This is a genomic window from Sphingomonas sp. 4RDLI-65, from assembly GCF_049472435.1.
Classification (GTDB): domain Bacteria; phylum Pseudomonadota; class Alphaproteobacteria; order Sphingomonadales; family Sphingomonadaceae; genus Sphingomonas.
On record NZ_JBCEBT010000003.1, the window covers coordinates 314,254 to 333,610 of the forward strand.

A 19,357-nucleotide genomic window follows, 5' to 3' on the forward strand; every position below is an offset into this window, starting at 1 on the left:
ATCGGCGGAGGGGGGTACCCAAGCATATGCGCGAATTTATTTGTCTGCGGTCCCTGCGCGTACGATCAGGATGCCGCCGGGCAGGCGGATCGTGTCCAGCCCGCGCATCACGACCAGCGTCGCCAACGCATCGTCGGCCCGGCTCGCGCGAAAGCTGCCGCTCACCGGTGCTAGCGCGGAGAGATCACCCCAGACATAGACGGGCGCCGCGCGATATCGCGCGATAGCGTCGATTGCGGCGGGCAGGGGCGTGGCACGGAACAGCAGTTCGTCATTCCGCCATGCCGCGATCGTCGCGGGATCGGTGTTCGCCGACCGTCGTGCGGGCTCCCCGGTGCGATAGCGCGCCTGGTTTCCCGCCGACAGGAGGAGCGATCCGCCCTGCTTGGTTGTCACGCGGACCAGCCCCTGCGTCACGCCGACGCGCACCGCATCGTCCGTGCGGTCGACGGCGAAGGCCGTGCCGACATCCTGTATCACGCCGTCCCGGGCGAGGACGCGGAACGGTCGGCGGTCATGCCGCACGTCGAACCACACGCGCCCCTCAAGCAAAGTCACCAACCGCCCGCCACTGTCGAACGCCACGGACACCGCGGAATCGGCATCGAGTATCGCGCGCGAACCATCGGCGAGCGCGATCGCCTGGGGCCGGGTGGCGGGGCTACGATAGTCAGCCTGGAGCCAGAGCCACGCTGCCGGTATCGCTATGATCGCGGCCAGCCCCGCAGCGACGGCAAGGCCGGCATGGACCGGACCAAACGCGCGGAGTGGCCGGTGCGCCGGGGCCATGGCCAGTGCGTCGGCGGCGAAGGCATCTTCGATCGCGGCTAGGTCCTGCCAGGTGCGGCGTTCGCGCTGGAACGCGGCACGATGCGCGTCGTCGGCGTCGAGCCAGGCGTGCAACTGTGCAAGGTCTTCGGTCGCCACCGCCGCCGACGCCAATCGGGTGATCCAGCGGCGGGCTTCCCCGGCTGCATCGTCCCGATCATTGGCGGCGTACTGCTCCATCGATTACCCTCTCCCTGCGCACCGCTTAGGTGTTCCATTCTATGACGTGTGTCACCCGACCGGACCCCAATATGTGAGCGAAAAATTCTTTCGCCCGCGGACGTTAGCGGTCGCCGTCGCGCGCCTTCGCCAACAGATCGAGCGCGCGGCGGACATGGTTTTCGACCGTCGTCGTGCTGATGCCCTGGCGTTCCGCGATCGTCGCCTGGCTCAATCCTTCAAACCGGTTCAGCCGAAAGATGGTGCGCGCTGGTTCGGGAAGCGCCTGCGCGGCGGCACGAACGCGCCTGAGAGTGATGATCGAGTCGACGATCCGATCCGGTCCGGGCGCATCATCTTCTTCCATCAGCAGCGTGCGGACCTGCGCATGGACTTCTGCCTGCCGCGTGCGGCCGCGACGTAGGTCGAGCGCGAGGTTGCCAGCCAGGCGGAACAGGAACGCCCGTTTACGCAGGATCGGCGGATCGTCGCCGACCCGCTGCACCCGAAACCACAGCGTTTGCGTCACCTCTTCCGCGTCGGCACGATTGCCGACAATGCGCTCGACCCGTCGCAGGAGAAACGCACGCTCGCTGATCATCAGGCTGGAAAGGTTGGCGGCGGTTGAACTCATGGCAAGGTCAGCGGCTAGGGTATTTGCAAACGGCTCGCAACAGTCGGTTACGATTGGGCAAGTTTGCTCGTCAGATGGAGACGAGTGATGCGGCGAGGCCGATTCACCGATGTTCAGATCATTGGCGTGCTTTGCGAGCATGAGGCAGGCGTGAAGATCGCCCAACTGTGCCGGAAGCACAGGGTCAGCGACGCGCCGTTCTACAACTGGCGTCTGAAGCTGATTCACGGTGGGCCAGTCGGATGATATGTAGCGTTAAGACCTACGAGCTCGAGCCTTCCGGCTTTCATGCAAGGCCCGGCCGCCATGAGCGTTGAGGAGGATCTAAATTTTGCGCAACCTGGACTTCAGTTCCTGGCAGAGCCTTCTGGCGACGCTGTTCGGCATCATCCTGGTCACGCTACTCGGTGTCGGCATTCGCCTGCTGACGCAGATGACGTTCCAGCAGCGCCGCGAGCGGATGAACCGGCAGATCAACGAGCGTCTGCGCACCTTGATCGCGGCGTACAAGGTCTTGGGTGGATCATTCACAGGCGATCTGACCGTCGATCCGACCCACAAACGGGACCTCAGGAGCTTCGATCCTCCGGCACCTGCCGAGCCGATGGCCCAGCTCGACCTCAGCGCCGAGACCGCGTCGAAATCAGACCGGACGCGGCGCATACGAGACGCGGTGGAAGCGGCACTTTCTGACATCATTCTTCTGGGTACGGAAGAGCATGTGAGACTTGCCGACACAGCGGTTCGGGAACTGGTAGCCGGGCATCCCGTGCACACCCATGATCTCGTGGTGTCGCTCCGCAATTTCGTTCGGGAGGCCCTCGATCTCGACCCCGTACCTGCTGACCTCGAGATACCGATGCAGGAGCCGACACGGCCGGCGTCATCGGGAGGGGGGGGCTAAAAACGCTGGCGGAAGAGGCGAAGGTGCCAAAACAGGCGGTGGCGGTGGCGGTGGCGGGATGGCGCTGCAGGATCCGGTGATACCGGTATTGGCAGTCTCGATGCGTCCCATACCGACCCACATCACCAGACCTGACCTAATCCGCAGCAAACGACGCCCAGCATCGTCGCCATAGGTTGTCACGGAACAACCGACATCTGTGGCGACGATATCGGGCGCGGCGGCGGGCGGGCGGAGCACGCTCAACGCGCTGCTGTTCCACGGCGATTTCTACAAGGTCGGGGTAGCCTATGCCGGGTGCTACGACAACCGGATAGACAAGATCAGCTGGAACGAACAGTGGCTCGGCTGGCCGGTCGACGCTAGCTATGCCGCGGCATCGGGCGTCGATCATGCCGCGCAACTCACGGGCAAACTGCTGATGATCGTTGGCGAGCAGGACAGCAACGTGGACCCGGCTTCGACGATGCAGGTTGCCGATGCGCTGATCCGCGCGGGGAAGGATTGCGAGCTGCTGGCGGTGCCGGAGGCGAGCATAGCGTCGGGCGCTCGACCGGGCCGGTCGATTATGGCGCGCGGCGGCAGTTCGGGTTTTTCGTGCGGGAGCTTGGCGGTGAGGCTTTGCCGGATTGGAATGGGGTGAAGTGAGGGGGAGACGTCCCTAGCTCGTGAGCGCTCCACCCCAGCGGAGGCCGGGGCCCAATTGGGCGACGTTGCTAACGTAGGGCACCGCTTCATCACGTTGACATTTCCAATTGGGCCCCGGCCTTCGCCGGGGTGGTATTCCAGCTATCGAGGCGCCAAACTGACCTCGACTGGTGTCGATCCCAGTGGAACGGTGTAGCCGCCGCGTTCGATGTGCGCTCCCTTTGCGGTGTACGGGCGGCCGGTTTTGGTCGTTGTCTCTGCGAAGACACGGGCTACCGGATTGATCTTCGTCGCTGCATCGAGCGTCAGCGTGATCGCCCCCGTAGCCGGCACAAACGTCACGCTCGCGATCTTTCCCGCCTCCAGCGTGATCCACAACCCGGCGGGGGCGATGAACAGGCGGGTGCGGGCGCCGTCTTTCGGGATGATGCTCACTGCCCCAGCCGACTGGGCGACATTGCCGCCGAAGCCGAGCCAGCCGAAGGTCGGGTCGTTCACCAGATAGCTCGCGGCGGTGATCGCGTGGCCGTAGAAGCCCATGCCGTAGTCGCCGCTATACGGATCCCACCGCATCATGTCGGGCGCGGAGTGGAACGCGGCCGACGAGAAGCCGTCGCGGTCGATGTTGGTGATGCCGCCCATCATGCCGCCATACGCTATCCGCAATAGCCGCAGGTCGGTCGGGTCGGCGCGATAGGCGTCGAACAACGGTACGGCGTTGAGCGTCGAGCCGTAGTGATGCAGCTGGCGTTCGATCCGCGGGTATTTGCCGCCGTAGAGGAAGTCCCAATAGCGGCGGGCATTGCCGTTATAGCCCCAGCTCGGAATCGTCGGATCATAGGCCAAGATGACTTGGCGCGTGACGTCGGCCTGTGGCTGGTATCCGAAATAGCGCATCCAGGCGTAGACTTCGGGCTGGCCGGTGGAGTCCCAAGCCATCTCGCTGCCGAACGGATAGCGCAGCGTCCGCCAGTGATCGGCGCGCTGTTTCATCAGGCGTTCCATCTCGGTCGCCTCCGCGGTCAGGCCCTCGCGCTTCAGGTCCTTGAGGATATCGACGAACACGTCGCCCTCCATCAGCCCGAACTGCGTGTAATAGGGCGCGTCACGCATCATCGCGGTGGTTGTCTGGTACGCGTGGTCGAGATACCAGCGCCACGGATGCGCGGTGACGAGGCCGGGGTGGTTCCGCGCGACGCGGTACAGCACCCAGTGGCCGATCGCGACGTGCGGGTAATTGTACGCGCGACCGAGATCGCCGGCATCCTTCTTCGACCAGGAGGTCCAGGTCTTCCAGTCGACGGTCGGGTCGTAATAGCCGGGGTATGCGGCGGGGTCGTAGTAGAACAGGCTCTTCCGGACCGCGCCGGCGTGCGGGCCGTCGGGAACTTGCAGGTTGCCCCGGATGGTCTCGTCGGCGAGGCGTTGCAGCTTGGCGATCTCGGCCGGGTCGGGGTTGTCGAGCTGCTTCGCAATCGCCGCGACCCAGCTGCCCGCACCGCCTTCGTCGCTCATGCCCGAAATCCAGACGCGCGGGTCCTGCGTCACGACTTTCCCGGCCTCGCGGTCGTAGGTGAGGATCGCGGGGTTCCGACCGAACGGGTCCGCCTTGTCCTCGTACCATTGGTTCGTCGTCGAGAAGCGGCCGAGGTCGGCCATCGTCTGGTCGAGCGGTTTGGTGATGTAATAGCTGACCGTCTGGACGCTGCCGTCGGCGTAGGTGATCGCGAGACTCGCACGGCCCCAGCCCTTGCCGCGGACGGTGTAGCGGGCCCAGCCTTTCGCGCTAGCGATCGGCGTTGCGGTGAGCGCGCCAGCGGGCAGGCTTTCGACCTTGGCGATCGGTTGCGGGGTCTTGAGGAACAGCGACGCTTCCTGGTCGGTCGGGACGACGTAGCCGGGGATGCCGACCGCGACCGGGCGGTGGTTGGCGATGAGCGTGTCCTCGATCGCGGCGATCGATGGCGCGGTGACGAAGCGGACGCCGATCGTGCGCGCTGCGCCGGGGGCGAGCGTGAAGCTGGTCGGCGTGTTCCATTGTTCGCCGGCCTTCGCCCATTCCTTCTCGGCGAAGGCTTTGCTGGCGACGGTCCAGTCATAGAAGCCTTCGGAGGTCTGGCTGCGCTTGCTTCGATCGGTGAAGATGTCGCCCTTGGGCGCCTTGGCGGCTTCGAGGATCGGGCGATAGGCTTCGAGCGGGGTGCCCTTTTCGGGGAGGACGAGCAGCGCGGGGCCGGCGCCGTTGAGCCGGGTGACCTGGAGGTAGCCGGCGTCGCGGCCGATATAGGGGTCGACGAAGCTCGCCTGCGCATGCGCCTGTTCGAGGCTGCGGTCGGTGATGATGTTGTCGAACACCATCGGCAGCCCAAGCGCGCCGATCTCGACGGGGGCGCTCGTGGTGTTTGTCAGCGTGAAGCGGAGTGCGAGGACGCCGTGGTCGTCGATCCAGCGGCGCTCGACGCGCAACGGGCTGGCGGCCCCGAGCGAGGCTGTGATGTCGGCGGCGGCGAGCGTCGGACCGGTCGCGGGCAGGCGGCGAATCGCCTTGCGGTGCTGCGCGGAGGCGAAGTCGGTCCACGCGCCGCCGGGCTGCCGCACGCGGAGGTGGATGTCGCCGATATGGACATAGCCGTCGCCCACGCGCTCGGCCTCGCGGGCGCCGGGGACGAAGTCGAAGCCGGGCTCGGCGGCGGGCGACAGCCGGGCGAGCGTCTGGGTGTCGGCACGGAGCGCGAGGCGGAAGGCGGGGGTGCGGAGCGCGGTCTGCGCGATCGGGCGGAATATTGGCTTGGCGGGCTTCGGCTGCGCATAACCGGGCAGCGTGGCCGTTCCGAGCAGGAGGAGCGCGAGGACGGGGCGGAATGCGGTCATGAATGGCTCGCTCGGGCTCGACGGTGGGTGCGAAATGGCGCTTGCACCACTTCCCTGGAGGTATAGTATACGATATCCGAATGGAGATAAAGATGTTCGCAAACCGCCGGGATGTATTGATGGGGACGACGGCGGTGGCGCTGTTGTCGGTGGGCGAACAGGCGTTTGGCAAGGGGGCGGTGACACTGCCGGCTAGCGCGAAACCCTTGCCATTGTCGGCGGTGCGCTTGCTCCCGTCCGCCTATGCGACGGCGGTCGAGGTCAATCGCGGCTATCTGCTGCGGTTGAGCGCAGATCGGTTGCTGCACAATTTCATGGTCTATGCGGGCCTGCCCGCGAAGGCGCCGATCTATGGCGGGTGGGAAAGCGACACGATCGCCGGGCATACGCTAGGCCATTACCTGACCGCGCTGGTGCTGATGCATGCGCAGACCGGCGATGCGGAGTGCCGTACTCGCGCGGATTATATCGTTGCCGAACTGGCGCGGGCGCAGGCGAAGCGCGGGACGGGATATGTCGGCGCGCTCGGGCGCAAGCGGAAGGACGGCGGGATCGTCGACGGCGAGGAAATCTTCCCTGAGGTGATGCGCGGCGAGATCAAGTCGGGCGGGTTCGATCTCAACGGGTCATGGTCGCCGCTGTATACGGTGCACAAGGTGTTCGCGGGGCTGCTCGACGTGCATGCCGCATGGGGCAACACGCAGGCGCTGACCGTGGCGAAGGGACTCGCGACGTATTTCGCGAAAGTGTTCGCGGCGCTCGACGATGCGCAGATGCAGATTTTGCTCGGGTGCGAATATGGTGGGCTGAACGAGAGCTATGCCGAGCTGTCGGCGCGCACCGGGAACAAGCAATGGCTCGACGTTGCGGAGCGGCTCTACGACCGGAAGATGCTCGATCCGATGGTCGCGGGCGAGGATAAGCTCGCGAACTTCCACGCCAATACGCAGGTGCCGAAGCTGGTCGGGCTCGCGCGGATTCATGAACTGAACGGCAAGCCCGCGCCCGCCAACGCCGCGCGGTTCTTCTGGAACACCGTCACGCAGCATCACAGCTATGTGATCGGCGGCAATGCCGACCGCGAGTATTTCTCCGGGCCCGATACGATCGCGAACCACATCACCGAGCAGACGTGCGAGCATTGCAACAGCTACAACATGCTCAAGCTGACGCAGCATCTGTACGGCTGGCAGCCCGACGGCGCGCTGTTCGATTATTACGAGCGTGCGCACCTGAACCACGTGATGGCGGCGCAGAACCCGAAGACGGCGGGGTTCAGCTACATGACGCCGCTGATGACGGGCTCGGTGCGCGAGTATTCGACGCCGAAGGACGATGCGTTCTGGTGCTGCGTCGGCAGCGGGATGGAGAGCCATGCCAAGCACGGCGAGGCGATCTTCTGGGAGGGCGACGGCACGCTGCTGGTCAATCTCTACATCCCGGCGGAGGCGCGCTGGCAGGCACGGGGCGCGGTGCTGACGCTCGACACGCGCTATCCGTACGAGCCGGAATCGCGGCTGACGCTGACAAAGTTGGCCAGGCCGGGGCGTTTCCCGATCGCACTGCGCGTGCCGGGGTGGGCTGCCGGGCGTGCGACGGTGACGGTCAACGGCGCGGCGGTCGAGCCGGTGCTGGCGAAGGGCTATGCGATCGTCGAGCGACGCTGGAAGGTGGGCGATGTTGTCGCGATCACCGTACCGCTCGATCTGCGGCTGGAGAGTGCGCCGGGCGATATCGATACGGTGGCCGTGCTGTGCGGGCCGATGGTGATGGCTGCCGATCTCGGGCCGACCGAGGCGAAATGGGAGCAGGCGGATCCGGCGATGGTCGGCGCAGACCTGCTCGCCGCGTTCACGCCGACCGATCGCGCGACCTATGCGACGAAGGGGATCATCCGTCCGGCGGACCTGAACTTCGTGCCGTTCTACAGCCAGCATGACCGGCGCAGCGCGGTGTATTTCAAGCGCTTCAGCGAGGCGGCGTGGAAGACCGAGGAGGCGGCGTTCCTGACCGAACAGGCGCGGCTGAAGGATATCGCCGCGCGGTCGGTCGACGTGATGCACCTTGGCGAGATGCAGCCCGAGCGCGATCATGCGCTGACGTCCGAAATATCCTATCCGGTCAGCTATCGCGGGCGGAACGGGCGCGATGCGCGGTCGGGCGGGTATTTCGAGTTCGCGATGAAGACGCGCGCCGGGCCGCTGGTGTTGCAGGCGACTTATTGGGGCGACGAACGCGCACGCGATTTCGATATTCTCGTCGACAATGTGAAGGTGGCGACGCAGCATCTGGAGGCGGACCAGCCGGGCAAGTTCTTCGATGTCGACTATCCGCTGCCGATCGGGCTGACCAAGGGTAAGGCGAGCGTGAAGGTGCGGTTCGTGCCGCATGACCGCTCGTCCGTCGGGCCAGTGTTCGGGGTGCGCATGGTGACCGCCAAGCCGGGTGCGACCGCGTGAGCGACGACGTGCGGATGACGCTCGACGAGGTGCGGGGGCTCGCGCGGACAGTGCTGCTCGGGGTGGGCCTGTCGCGTGTGCATGCCGAGGCGGTGGCGGAGACGATGGTCGCGGGCGAGCGCGACGGTTGCGCGAGCCACGGGATCTACCGGTTGCTCGTCGCGGCGAACAGCATCGCCAAGGGTGTCGTTGCGGTCGATGCCGAGCCGGTGGTGAGCGAACCGGCGCGCGCGCTCGTGCGGGTCGATGGCGGCGGCGGGTTCGCGCAACTCGCGTTCGAGCGGGGCCGGCAGCGGCTGGCGGTGAAGGCGCGGGGATATGGGATCGCTGCGCTGGCGCTGAACAACGTCGTGCATTTCGCCGCACTGTGGCCCGAGGTCGAGGCGCTGGCGGAGGAGGGGCTGGTTGCGCTGGCGGTGACGCCCAGCCACGCCTGGGTCGCGCCGGCGGGGGGAACGCAGCCGGTGTTCGGGACCAACCCGATCGCGTTCGGCTGGCCGCGCGCTGGCGGGCATCCTTTCGTGTTCGACTTCGCGACGAGTGCGGTTGCGCGTGGGGAAATCGAGCTGCATCGGCGCGCGGGGAAGGCTGTGCCCGACGACTGGGGTTATGATGCGGGCGGGCAGCCGACGACCGAGGCGGCGGCGGTGTTGAACGGTGCGATGCGGACGTTCGGGGGGCATAAGGGATCGGCGCTGGCGGCGATGGTCGAGCTGCTCGCGGGGCCGCTGATCGGCGACATGACCAGCCGGGAATCGCTGGAAGCCGACGCCGCGCGTGGCGGATCGCCGATTGGTGGGGAGTTGATCATCGCGATCGATCCTGCCGGGTTCCTCGGCGATGCGGTTGCCGAGCACCTTGCGCGGGCGGAAGCGATGTTCGGGGCGATCGAGGGGCAGGGGGCGCGCCTGCCGTCGCAGCGACGGTACGCGGCGCGGGCGCGCAGTCTGACCGAGGGTGTGGTGATACCCGCCGCACTGTACCGCGACATCATGGCGCTGGTTCCAGGAGAATGACGATGAAGGCTTTGATCCTGTTGCTCGCGCTCGGTTCGACGGCTGTGGGGGCGGTGCCTCCAAGGGCTCCGAAGACGGCGGCGGCGACGTCTGCGGATGCGCGGTTCAAGGCGCTCTACACGGCGGAATATGCGTGGCGGCAACTCCAGTTCGCGCAGGGCGAGGACAATCCGACCGCGGCGGCGCGCCTGCCCGATGTCGGCCCTAAGGCGCAGGCGGACCGGCTCGCGCGCTGGACCGACGTATCGCGGCAACTGGCGGCAATCGCGCCGGCCAGCCTGTCGCCCGCCAACCGCATCAACTACGTGGTCTATGCGCAGCAGATCAACGCCTTGCTTGCCGAGCAGCGCTTCCGCGATTACGAGAAGCCGCTGACCGCCGACACCAGCTTCTGGGGCGACGTTGCGGAGAGCGCGCGCGACAATTTCAAGTCGGTGAAGGACTATCGCGACTACATCGCCGTCATGCGCCAGATCCCGCGCTATTTCGACCAGCAGACCGGCAACATGCGTGCGGGGCTCGCGCGCGGGTTCACGCCGTCGCGCGTGACTTTGACGGGGCGCGACAACGGGGTCGCGCAGGTCGCGGAGGCGAAGACGCCGCAGGAATCACCGTTCTACGAACCGTTCAAGAGCTTCCCGTCGACGATCCCCGCCGCCGATCAGGCTGCGCTGAGGGCGGAAGGCACGGCGGCGATCTCGCAGGCGGTTGCACCGGCCTATGCGACGCTGCTGAAGTTCCTGCGCACCGAGTATATCCGGCACGCCCGCGAGGGGCTGGCGGCGTACGACCTGCCCGACGGCAAGGCGTACTATCTGTCGAAGGTCCGCGAATACACCACGCAGGATATCACCCCCGAGCAGATCCACGCGCTCGGGCTCGCCGAGATCGCCAAGATCCGCGGCCGGATGGACGGCGTGATGCGGAGCGTGAAGTTCCAGGGTGATCTGCAGGCGTTCTTCGACCACCTGCGGACCGATCCGCAATTCTATCCCAAGACGCCGAGCGAACTGCTCTACCGCGCGGCGTGGATCGCCAAGACGTTCGACGGCAAGGCTTCGTCGTGGTTCGGGCATCTCCCGCGCAGCCGGTTCGCGATCAAACCGGTGCCGGCCGACATCGCGCCGTTCTACACCGGCGGGCGCGGCGGGCCGGGAATCTATCTGGTCAACACCTACGACCTGCCGTCGCGGCCCTTCTATTCGCAGGCCGCGCTGACGTTGCACGAAAGCGCGCCCGGCCACGCGTTCCAGATGCCGCTCGCGTCCGAGAACAAGACCCTCCCGGCATTCCGGCGCGACACGTACCTGTCGGTGTATGGCGAGGGCTGGGCGCTGTATTGCGAGACGCTCGGCGAGGACATGGGGATGTACGAGACGCCGTACGACCTGTTCGGGATGCTGAGTTACCAGGCGTGGCGTGCCGCGCGACTGGTGGTCGATACCGGCATCCATGCGAAGGGCTGGAGCCGGAAACAGGCGCAGGATTATCTGCACGACAATACCGCGCTGTCGAACCACGAGATCGAGACCGAGGTCGATCGCTACATCGCGTGGCCGGGGCAGGCCTTGTCCTATTACATGGGGCAGATCGCGTTCCAGACCGCGCGGAAGAAGGCGCAGGACAAGCTAGGGGCGAAGTTCAATATCCGCGCGTTCCACGACGCGATGCTGGAGATGGGATCGGTGCCGGTGCCGGTGATCGAGGCGCGTACGGATGAGCTGATCGCGGCGGGTGGCAGGGGCCTTATCCCGACGAGGAGTGAGTGCGGGCTCCCCATCATCCCGGCCCCGTTATCTCCGCCCCGTCATCCCAGCGAAAGCTGGGATCCAGAGCCACGAACGCTGGCTTGCGTGGCTCTGGATCCTGGGTCGAGCCCAGGATGACGGAGGGGTGCGCGCTGCTCGCGATTAGCCGAACGGGCGGTCGATCGAGGGTTGCGGGTCGGTGAACCAGGCGGCGCCGGTGTCGGTGACGTGGAAGTGATCCTCCAGCCGGATGCCGAAGCGGTCCGGCACGACAATCATCGGTTCGTTCGAGAAACACATCCCCGGTGCCAGCGGCGTGCGGTCGCCACGGACCAGATAGGAGGGTTCGTGGATCGACAGGCCGATGCCGTGGCCGGTGCGGTGCGGCAGGCCGGGGAGGCGATAGTCGGGTCCTAGTCCGGCCTTTTTCAGCACCGCGCGGGCGGCGGCGTCGATCGCTTCGCACGGGATTCCGGGTTGGACCGCGTCGAACGCGGCGGCTTGCGCTTCGTGTTCGATGTCCCAGATCGCGCGTGCCTCTTCGCCGACTTGGCCGAAGGCGTAGGTGCGCGTGATGTCGGAATGATAGCCCTCGACCTGGCAGCCGGTGTCGATCAGCACGAGTTGGTCCTCCTCGAGCAGTTGATCGCCGGGCAGGCCGTGCGGGAACGCCGTCGCGCGACCGAATTGGACGGCGCAGAAATACGAGCCCGACGAGCCGATCGCTCGGTGTGCGTCGTCGATGAAGCGGATGACCGTGCTGGCTGCGATGCCGGGGTGGAGGATGCGCGCGGCGCGGCGCTGGATGTCCAGCGTCATCGCCTTGGCCTGCGACAAAAGCGCGAGTTCGGCGGGGCTCTTGATCATCCGGCACCCGTCGATCACCGATGCGCCATCGCGGATATCTAGCGCGGTGGCAGCGAGCGCGGTTGCCATGCCGTAGGGGAGTTGCGGGTCGAGCAGCAGGCGGCCGCTTACGGCATCGGCGACCAGCGCATACGGGCTCTCGTCCTCTTCCCAGAGGCGCAGGTCGGCGTCGATCTCGACCGCGGCCTCCAGCGAACCCTGTTCGAACCGCGGGCAGATCAGGATCGGCTGGCCCTTCACCGGCAGCAGCAGCGCGACCAGCCGCTCGGTCGCGCCCCAGGGTACACCCGCGAAATAGCGCAGGCTCGCCCCGGCGGCGATCAGCAGCGCGTCGGCGCCCGCCGCCTCGGTCAGTGCGCGCGCCTTGTCGAGACGCGCGGTACGCTCCGCCGACGTGATGCGCGGCGCGCGGTCCGCCCAAGGGGCGACGGTCGCGAGTTCGTCGGCTATCGAAGATCCGCCGATGGTCATGCGTGAGGTCCTTTTTTACCGAAGCGGTCGAGATCGAACGGCGCGAGCGGCACCGCCGGGGTCTCCCCCGCCAGCATCGCTGCGACGAGCATCGCGGTCACCGGCGCCAGCGTCAGCCCGAGATGTTGATGACCGAACGCATAAGCGAGATTTACGTGATGCGTCGAGCGGCCGATCGCGGGGAGATAGTCGGGCAGCGTCGGCCTGGCCCCTATCCAGCGTGTGAACGGCCCCTCGATCGGCAGGCCGAGCGACCGGACGTGATGCTCCAGCCGGTCCCATTTGCGCGGATCGGGCGGACCGTCGGGTTCGCCGAGTTCGACGAAGCTCGCCGCCTGCACGCAATCGGCATATTGCGTGACGATCATCGAGCGGTCCTCGAACACGACCGGCGGCAGGTCGGCGGGCCAGCCGTTGGCGCGCGCACGGATATGATAGCCGCGCTCGGCGATCATCGGCACGCGGTAGCCGAGCGGTTCGAGCAGCGCGCGAGACCGGACGCCTGCGGTTACCAGCACCTGATCGACGTCATGGTTAGGGATGAGGATCCGATCGGCGTCTTCCACCAATCGCGCCGCCTGGCGGACGATCTGGCCACCCCGGGCTTCGACCGCGGCCTCAAGCGTCGTCGCAAGCTGGCGCAGGTCAGTAATCTGGCCGCTGCCGGTGAAGCGGATCGCGCCGCCGACCGGATCGGCGAGGAAGCCGAGCCGGTCCAGCAATTCGGGTTCGGCATCGACGATTCGCGCGGTTCCGATCGCGGTTTGCGACCAGCGCTGCCGGCCGGTTCGTGCGCTCGCGGCCGAATCCCAGATGACGATGTTGCCGTCTTCCCGCAGCAGATCGGTGGCGTCGAGCGCTCTAACCAGATCGCGCCACGCTGGCATTGCTCCGGCGAGCAAGGGGGTCAGCGCAGCCGTTCCCGCTATGAACTTCGCCGGTGTCGACGCCGCGATCAGCCGCGCGGCGAACGGCAGCCATTGCGCTGCCATCGACAGCGGCAGCGCGAGCGCACCACCCGCACTGAACAGTCGCTTCGGCACCGATCGCAGCGCGGCGGGCGAGGCGAGCGGCTCGACCTGTTCGACCGCGATGTGCCCGGCATTGCCCCAGGATGCGGCGTTGTAATCGGTGTCGCGTTCGAACACACTCACGCCATACCCGCGATCGAGCAGCGCGGCGGCGCAACTGAGGCCGACCACGCCGCCTCCCACGATGCCAATCGTTTTCAACCCATTTCTCCTGTTGCACCGCACCCATCGATTTCGTATACGGTATATATATTGAAACGCAGGAAGGTCGATACCGAATGTCTGTCGAATGGAAGGGCGTATTTCCGGCCGTAACGACGCAGATCCGGGAGGATATGAGCGTCGATCTCGCTGACACCCAGCGCGTCGTCGACGACCTGATCCGCGACGGCGTGACCGGGGTGATCGCGCTCGGCACGGTCGGCGAGAATAACTCTTTCGACTATGATGAAAAGGTCGAAGTGCTGACCGCGATCGTCGAGGCGGTTGCCGGCCGCGTGCCGGTCATCACCGGTGTCTCCGAATATGATACGCGCCGCGCGGTGCGTTACGCGCAAGCGGCGGAAAAGGTCGGTGCGGATGGCCTGATGCTGTTGCCGCCGATGGTCTATGTGCCCAAGTCGCACGAACTGGTCGAGCATTTCAGGGGCGTGGCGACCGCGGTCGGCCTGCCGATCATGCTCTACAACAACCCGCCTGCCTATCGCACGCTGATCGACAACGACGTGCTCGCCGCGCTGGTCGATGTCGCGAACATCGTCGCGGTGAAGGAATCGGCACCCGACACGCGGCGTTTCACCGACGTGAAGACCGCGTTCGGTGATCGTTACGTGCTGTTCGCCGGGCTCGACGACGTCGCGCTCGAGGGGCTGTATCTGGGTGCGCAGGGCTGGGTCTCGGGGCTTACCAATGCATTCCCGCGGGAATCGGTAGAGCTGGTCAACGCATTCGCGCGCGGCGATCATGCCAAGGCGATGGAGATCTATCGCTGGTTCATGCCGCTGCTCCATCTCGATGCCGAGCATGACCTGGTGCAGTCGATCAAGCTCGCCGAGCAGGTCATGGGGCGCGGCTCCGAGCGCGTTCTGCCGCCGCGCTATCCGCTGATCGGCGAACGGCGCGCCGAGGTGATCGCGATGGTCGAGAAGGCGGCCGCGACGCGCCCGACTCTCTCGAACTGATGCGCCACACCTTCTTCTGCATCGACGGCCACACCGCCGGCAATCCGGTCCGCCTCGTCGCGGGCGGGGCGCCGTTGCTGAAGGGCGCGTCGATGTCGGAGCGGCGGCAGGATTTCCTGACCCGGTTCGACTGGATCCGCACCGGGCTCTGCTTCGAACCGCGCGGGCACGACATGATGTCGGGTGGGTTCCTCTATCCGCCGACGCGCGACGATACCGATATCGGCATCCTGTTTATCGAGACGAGCGGTTGCCTGCCGATGTGCGGGCACGGCACGATCGGAATGGTGACGTTCGGGCTCGAACATGGGTTGATCCAGCCGGCCGTGCCAGGCCGGTTGCGGATCGAGGTGCCCGCGGGCGTGATCGACGTGGCGTACGAGACCGAGGGCGCGAAAGTGACGTCGGTGCGGATCATCAACGTGCCGGCATATGTCGCGGCGCGCGGGATCGCGGTGGACATCGAGGGTATCGGTCCGCTCCGCATCGACGTCGCCTATGGCGGCAATTACTACGCGATCGTCGAGCCGCAGGGGCGCTATACCGGGCTCGACGACCTCGGCGCGGCGGAGATCATCGCGCTCAGCGGCCGTGTCCGCGAGGCGGTGCGGGCACAGTTCGAGCCGGTCCATCCGCTCGACCCGACGATCCGCGGCGTCAGCCATGTGCTGTGGGCGGACGTGCCCCGGGGTGACGGGGCGGACGGTCGCAACGCGGTATTCTACGGCGACAAGGCGATCGACCGCAGCCCGTGCGGCACCGGTACATCGGCACGGCTCGCGCATCTGGCGGACAAGGGCCGCTTGGCGGTCGGCGACCGGTTCGTCCACGAAAGCTATATCGGCAGCCGCTTCATCGGCCGCGTCGAGGCGGAAACGTCGCTCGGTGACACCGCCGCGATCATCCCGTCGATCGAGGGATCGGCGATCGCGACCGGGTTCAACACGATCTGGATCGATCGCGACGATCGTTTCTGGAACGGTTTCCAAGTTTCATGACATTTCGGCTATGCTGGTGCGGTATTCCCGTTTTCGGAGCCGTCCATCCATGAGCATCGTCGTCCGCACCCTGTCCGAGCAGGTGTTCGAGATCGTCCGCGAGCAGATCGTCACCGGCAAGCTCGCCGGCCATACCGCGATCCGCCAGGATGCGCTGGCGACCGAACTCGGCGTCAGCAAGATCCCGCTCCGCGAAGCACTCGCAAGGCTCGAGCAGGAGGGCCTGCTGACCAGCCACGCGAACCGGGGGTATTCGGTCCAGCCGATGTCGGCGGACGAGGCGGACGATATCTTTGCGCTGCGCCTCAGCATCGAACCGCAGGCTGCCGCCTACGCGTCCACGGTTGCGAACGATGACGACCGGGCGACCGCGATCCTAGCGTTCGAGGAACTCGACAGCGCAGCGAGCGAGCGGCTCGCCGAGGTCGCGATCCGCAACCGCGTGTTCCACACCGCTTTGGTCCGGCCGGGCCGTCGCCTGCTCACCACGCAGATGGTCGAGCGGCTGGCGATCCTCGCCGAGCGCTATGTCGTCGCGCATCTGCGGCCGGCTGGGCGCGAGGACCGCGCGCATCTGGAACACCGCCAGCTGCTCGACGCCTGGCTCGCGCGCGACGACGATCGCATGCTGACGCTGCTGACCAGCCATATTCAATCGACGCTGACCGATCTGCGTGCGCAGTTCGATTCCGCGCGCGAATAACGATCATATCACCGGGGATGGGCAATGTTTGGACCGCGTAAATCGTTCGAATCGTCTGCCCATAGCCGCGAACACAGCCTCGCCAAGACGCTGAGCTGGCCGCATCTGATCGCGCTCGGGGTGGGTGCGATCGTCGGTACCGGGATCTACACCTTGGTCGGCGTTGGCGCCGAGCGGGCGGGGCCGGGGGTGATCCTCGCCTTCGTGATCTGCGGCGTGATCTGCGCGTGCGCGGCGCTTGCCTATACCGAACTCGCGACGCTGATCCCCGCCGCGGGGAGCGCGTATACCTTCAGCTATACGGCGCTGGGCGAGGGTATCGCCTGGGTGGTCGGCTGGAGCCTGATCCTCGAATATTCGCTGGCGTGCTCGACCGTCGCGGTCGGCTGGTCGGGCTATCTGGTCGGCTGGATCGAGGCGGCGGGGATCCATTTGCCGCACGCGTTACTGGTCGGGCCGCATGGCGGCGGCCTCGTCAACATGCCCGCGGTGCTGGTGTCGCTCGCGGTGATGGGGATGCTGATCCTCGGCACGCGGCAGAGCGCGACGCTCAACATCGTGCTGGTGCTGATCAAGCTCGTCGCGCTGACCATTTTCGTCGTCTACGCGGCGCCCGCGTTCAAGGCCGACAACCTTCACCCGTTCATGCCGTACGGCTTCGGCTCGACCGAGATCGGCGGGCACAAGCGCGGCGTGATGGCGGCGGCGGCGATCGTGTTCTTCGCCTTCTACGGCTTCGACGCGGTCGCGACCTCGGCGGAGGAAACCAAGAACCCCAAGCGCGACCTGACGATCGGCATCGTCGGCTCGATGCTGGTCTGCACGGTGATCTACATGGCGGTGGCGGTCAGCGCGATCGGTGCGCTGCCGTTCACGCAGCTCGCCAATTCGCCCGAGCCGCTCGCACTGGTGCTGCGCCAGTTGAGCCAGCCATTCGTGGCGCAAATCATCGCGCTGGCGGCGGTGATCGCGCTGCCGTCGGTGATCCTGGTAATGATGTACGGGCAGAGCCGGATCTTCTTCGTGATGGCGCGTGACGGGCTGCTCCCGCGCGGTCTCGCCAAGGTGAGCAAGCGGACCGGGTCGCCGACGCTGATCACGCTGCTGACCGGGCTGTCGATCGCCGCGGTCGCCGGGTTCTTCCGGCTCGACGAGATCGCCGAGCTCGCCAATGCGGGCACGTTGATCGCGTTCATCTCGGTCGGCGTGTGCCTGATGGTCCTGCGCCGGTCCGCGCCGCACCTGCCGCGGCTGTTCCGCTGTCCGGCCGCCTATTTCGTGGGCACGGTCACCGTGTTTGGCTGCCTGTATCTGCTGGCGAGCCTGCCGACCTCGACGCTCGTTCGGTTCGTCATCTGGAATGCCGTCGGGCTGGGGCTCTATTTCGCCTATGGCCGCCGCAACAGCGCAGTCGCCGACCCTGCGCCGTGATACGCGCCGGCGCGATCAGGCGATGATAGCGGCGAGCGCCTGTCCGGAGAGCCAGGCCGCCTCGACACGCGGACCACCGACCCAGTCGCCGCATACCCCCAGGCGGCGATCCGCCAGCCACACCGGCCCCTGGTGGGGTACGCCGGCCTTGGCATAGCGCCAGCGGTGCGTGCTGGTCGCGATCGTCGAGGGCATCGCTGCGCCGATCTCCGCTGCGAACAGGGCGAGGATCGCAGCCTCGACGCTGGCCGGATCGTCCTCCAGATGCGCGCGCGACCAGTCCGCGTCGGCCTGCAGCACCCAGGCCTCAGGTCCGCTGCGGCCCGGCTTCGCCGAATTCCGGACGGCGGAGGCCAGGCCGTTGCGGTCGACCAGCCGGTCCCGATCGATCGGCACGCGGCCGTCATAGGCGGCCATCACCGTCCAGCAGGGATCCGAGCGCGTCGCACGGGCCATCGCCGCCGTCGCCGGGTCGTGCGGCTCGATCAGCGGCGCCACCTGCTCGGCCGGCACCGCGACGACCGCGGCATCGAACGAGCCCGCATCGATGCCGTCGCCGCGCAGGTGCCAGCCAGCCTCGTCCAGCTCCAGCATGTCGATCCGCGTGTTCCAGCGCACGTCGGCATCGTCCGCCATCGCCCGCACCGGCGCGTTCATCGCCGGCGTACCGACCCAGCCATCGCTGCCGGCATCGGGCCAGCGCGCGACATGACCGGCCTGCGCCCATGAGTCGACCTGTGCGACGAACGCGGGGTCGCGCGCGGTCAGGAACTGCGCGCCGTGATCGAAACCGACCTCGCCCGAAGCGGTCGTCAGCCGGCGCGTCGACATGCGCCCGCCGGGGCCGCGCCCCTTGTCGAACAGCACGACGTCATGCCCCCGCCGCTTCAGCGCCGCCGCGCAGGACAGACCGGCGATTCCCGCCCCGATGATGCCGATCCGCATGTCCGTTCCTTCGTCCTTTTGCCGCGGGATCGCGACGTGCCGCGCTTAGCGCAAGGCGATCCCGCTTCCCAAGCCGCAAGGTGTTCGAAGACCAGCGAAGTATCGTGCGATGGCGCGCGCGAAGGGTCAGTCCGCGGTAGTCAGCGCCTCGAACCAGGCGGCATAGGGTGTGTTGGCCACCATGTGGCGATTGAGATCGGGCGCGCCGTCATTCCACCACACGGGGCCGCGTTCGCCGAGCGCGACCTTCGCGCGGTCGACGGCCGCGCGTGCTTCGGCGAGATTGGGTGTATCGCCGGCCCGCAGTGCAACACCGACCGCGCGTCTTGCCCGCATGAGATCGGCCACCAGCGCAGCCCGCCGATCTTCAGCCAGCGCCGGGTTCGATCGCCGCCACAGCCGTCCGCGCACGACGAAATAGCGCCCGTCGGGGGTCACGGGATACGCATCGCCACTCATCCTG

Annotated in this window: 16 protein-coding genes and 1 pseudogene; 10 read left to right on the top strand and 7 right to left on the bottom strand. The window is 66.8% G+C overall.

The window, feature by feature from the left end:
- Window positions 1-36: 36 nt before the first annotated feature.
- Together VH567_RS09740 and VH567_RS09745 are read right to left on the bottom strand one after the other, a co-directional pair.
- Window positions 37-1,008: a FecR family protein gene (locus tag VH567_RS09740; RefSeq protein ID WP_423325528.1), complete on the bottom strand. Its 972-nt coding sequence runs from the start codon at window positions 1,006-1,008 to the stop codon at window positions 37-39.
- 103 nt (window positions 1,009-1,111) lie between these two features.
- Window positions 1,112-1,762, bottom strand: coding sequence for an RNA polymerase sigma factor (locus VH567_RS09745; RefSeq protein WP_423325530.1), 651 nt, complete (start codon window positions 1,760-1,762; stop codon window positions 1,112-1,114).
- Between VH567_RS09745 and VH567_RS09750 the strand changes: the two are divergent.
- The 3 genes and pseudogenes from VH567_RS09750 to VH567_RS09760 all read left to right on the top strand — a co-directional run.
- Window positions 1,709-1,840, top strand: a pseudogene (locus VH567_RS09750) (transposase); the annotation flags it as partial. The gene VH567_RS09745 and the pseudogene VH567_RS09750 sit on opposite strands and share 54 nt — an antisense overlap.
- A gap of 112 nt (window positions 1,841-1,952) precedes the next feature.
- Window positions 1,953-2,525: a hypothetical protein gene (locus tag VH567_RS09755; RefSeq protein ID WP_423325532.1), complete on the top strand. Its 573-nt coding sequence runs from the start codon at window positions 1,953-1,955 to the stop codon at window positions 2,523-2,525.
- Between the two features lie 199 nt (window positions 2,526-2,724).
- The gene (locus VH567_RS09760) at window positions 2,725-3,168 is read left to right on the top strand and encodes a prolyl oligopeptidase family serine peptidase (RefSeq protein ID WP_423325534.1); all 444 of its coding nucleotides are present in this window, start codon (window positions 2,725-2,727) and stop codon (window positions 3,166-3,168) included.
- Window positions 3,169-3,314: 146 nt separating this feature from the next.
- Here the strand turns inward: VH567_RS09760 and VH567_RS09765 are convergent, their stop codons facing one another.
- Window positions 3,315-6,044, bottom strand: coding sequence for a DUF5695 domain-containing protein (locus VH567_RS09765; RefSeq protein WP_423325536.1), 2,730 nt, complete (start codon window positions 6,042-6,044; stop codon window positions 3,315-3,317).
- Between the two features lie 92 nt (window positions 6,045-6,136).
- Here VH567_RS09765 and VH567_RS09770 point away from each other — a divergent pair, with 92 nt between their 5' ends.
- Genes VH567_RS09770 through VH567_RS09780 form a run of 3 tightly spaced genes read left to right on the top strand, consistent with a single transcriptional unit; the run spans window position 6,137 to window position 11,405 of the window.
- Complete coding sequence (locus VH567_RS09770) at window positions 6,137-8,503, top strand: beta-L-arabinofuranosidase domain-containing protein (protein WP_423325538.1); 2,367 nt, start codon at window positions 6,137-6,139, stop codon at window positions 8,501-8,503.
- Between the two features lie 14 nt (window positions 8,504-8,517).
- Complete coding sequence (locus VH567_RS09775) at window positions 8,518-9,519, top strand: Ldh family oxidoreductase (protein WP_423325884.1); 1,002 nt, start codon at window positions 8,518-8,520, stop codon at window positions 9,517-9,519.
- Between the two features lie 2 nt (window positions 9,520-9,521).
- Window positions 9,522-11,405 carry a DUF885 domain-containing protein gene (locus VH567_RS09780; RefSeq protein ID WP_423325540.1) on the top strand — a complete coding sequence of 628 codons (1,884 nt, stop codon included), beginning with the start codon at window positions 9,522-9,524 and terminating at the stop codon, window positions 11,403-11,405.
- A gap of 24 nt (window positions 11,406-11,429) precedes the next feature.
- Here the strand turns inward: VH567_RS09780 and VH567_RS09785 are convergent, their stop codons facing one another.
- A complete protein-coding gene (locus VH567_RS09785; RefSeq protein ID WP_423325541.1) occupies window positions 11,430-12,605 on the bottom strand; it encodes a M24 family metallopeptidase in 1,176 nt (391 codons plus the stop codon).
- Entirely contained in the window at window positions 12,602-13,837 is a 1,236-nt protein-coding gene (locus VH567_RS09790) for an NAD(P)/FAD-dependent oxidoreductase (RefSeq protein WP_423325543.1), read from the bottom strand. The genes VH567_RS09785 and VH567_RS09790 overlap by 4 nt, the downstream gene beginning before the upstream one ends.
- Before the next feature lie 77 nt (window positions 13,838-13,914).
- Between VH567_RS09790 and VH567_RS09795 the strand changes: the two genes are divergently transcribed.
- From VH567_RS09795 to VH567_RS09810, 4 genes are read left to right on the top strand one after another with little or no spacing between them, the layout of a single operon-like run.
- Complete coding sequence (locus VH567_RS09795; protein WP_423325545.1) at window positions 13,915-14,817, top strand: dihydrodipicolinate synthase family protein; 903 nt, start codon at window positions 13,915-13,917, stop codon at window positions 14,815-14,817.
- Window positions 14,817-15,815, top strand: a complete 999-nt coding sequence (locus VH567_RS09800; RefSeq protein WP_423325546.1) for a 4-hydroxyproline epimerase — start codon at window positions 14,817-14,819, stop codon at window positions 15,813-15,815. Before VH567_RS09795 ends, VH567_RS09800 begins: the two co-directional genes overlap by 1 nt.
- 49 nt (window positions 15,816-15,864) lie before the next feature.
- Entirely contained in the window at window positions 15,865-16,518 is a 654-nt protein-coding gene (locus tag VH567_RS09805) for a GntR family transcriptional regulator (RefSeq protein ID WP_423325547.1), read from the top strand.
- Window positions 16,519-16,542: 24 nt separating this feature from the next.
- Complete coding sequence (locus VH567_RS09810) at window positions 16,543-17,949, top strand: amino acid permease (RefSeq protein WP_423325549.1); 1,407 nt, start codon at window positions 16,543-16,545, stop codon at window positions 17,947-17,949.
- A gap of 15 nt (window positions 17,950-17,964) precedes the next feature.
- Here VH567_RS09810 and VH567_RS09815 read toward each other — a convergent pair whose 3' ends face one another.
- Together VH567_RS09815 and VH567_RS09820 are read right to left on the bottom strand one after the other, a co-directional pair.
- Window positions 17,965-18,894 (bottom strand): NAD(P)/FAD-dependent oxidoreductase, encoded by a 930-nt coding sequence (locus VH567_RS09815; protein ID WP_423325551.1) that lies wholly within the window; start codon window positions 18,892-18,894, stop codon window positions 17,965-17,967.
- A gap of 126 nt (window positions 18,895-19,020) precedes the next feature.
- Window positions 19,021-19,353, bottom strand: a complete 333-nt coding sequence (locus tag VH567_RS09820; RefSeq protein ID WP_423325553.1) for a hypothetical protein — start codon at window positions 19,351-19,353, stop codon at window positions 19,021-19,023.
- Between the last annotated feature and the right edge of the window lie 4 nt (window positions 19,354-19,357).

Coding starts and splice junctions, on each gene's coding strand:
- VH567_RS09745 (WP_423325530.1), bottom strand. CDS start 1,762: ATGCTCGCAAAGCACGCCAATGATCTGAACATCGGTGAATCGGCCTCG.
- VH567_RS09740 (WP_423325528.1), bottom strand. CDS start 1,008: ATGGAGCAGTACGCCGCCAATGATCGGGACGATGCAGCCGGGGAAGCC.
- VH567_RS09815 (WP_423325551.1), bottom strand. CDS start 18,894: ATGCGGATCGGCATCATCGGGGCGGGAATCGCCGGTCTGTCCTGCGCG.
- VH567_RS09810 (WP_423325549.1), top strand. CDS start 16,543: ATGTTTGGACCGCGTAAATCGTTCGAATCGTCTGCCCATAGCCGCGAA.
- VH567_RS09795 (WP_423325545.1), top strand. CDS start 13,915: ATGTCTGTCGAATGGAAGGGCGTATTTCCGGCCGTAACGACGCAGATC.
- VH567_RS09800 (WP_423325546.1), top strand. CDS start 14,817: ATGCGCCACACCTTCTTCTGCATCGACGGCCACACCGCCGGCAATCCG.
- VH567_RS09805 (WP_423325547.1), top strand. CDS start 15,865: ATGAGCATCGTCGTCCGCACCCTGTCCGAGCAGGTGTTCGAGATCGTC.
- VH567_RS09820 (WP_423325553.1), bottom strand. CDS start 19,353: ATGAGTGGCGATGCGTATCCCGTGACCCCCGACGGGCGCTATTTCGTC.
- VH567_RS09765 (WP_423325536.1), bottom strand. CDS start 6,044: ATGACCGCATTCCGCCCCGTCCTCGCGCTCCTCCTGCTCGGAACGGCC.
- VH567_RS09775 (WP_423325884.1), top strand. CDS start 8,518: ATGACGCTCGACGAGGTGCGGGGGCTCGCGCGGACAGTGCTGCTCGGG.
- VH567_RS09770 (WP_423325538.1), top strand. CDS start 6,137: ATGTTCGCAAACCGCCGGGATGTATTGATGGGGACGACGGCGGTGGCG.
- VH567_RS09785 (WP_423325541.1), bottom strand. CDS start 12,605: ATGACCATCGGCGGATCTTCGATAGCCGACGAACTCGCGACCGTCGCC.
- VH567_RS09780 (WP_423325540.1), top strand. CDS start 9,522: ATGAAGGCTTTGATCCTGTTGCTCGCGCTCGGTTCGACGGCTGTGGGG.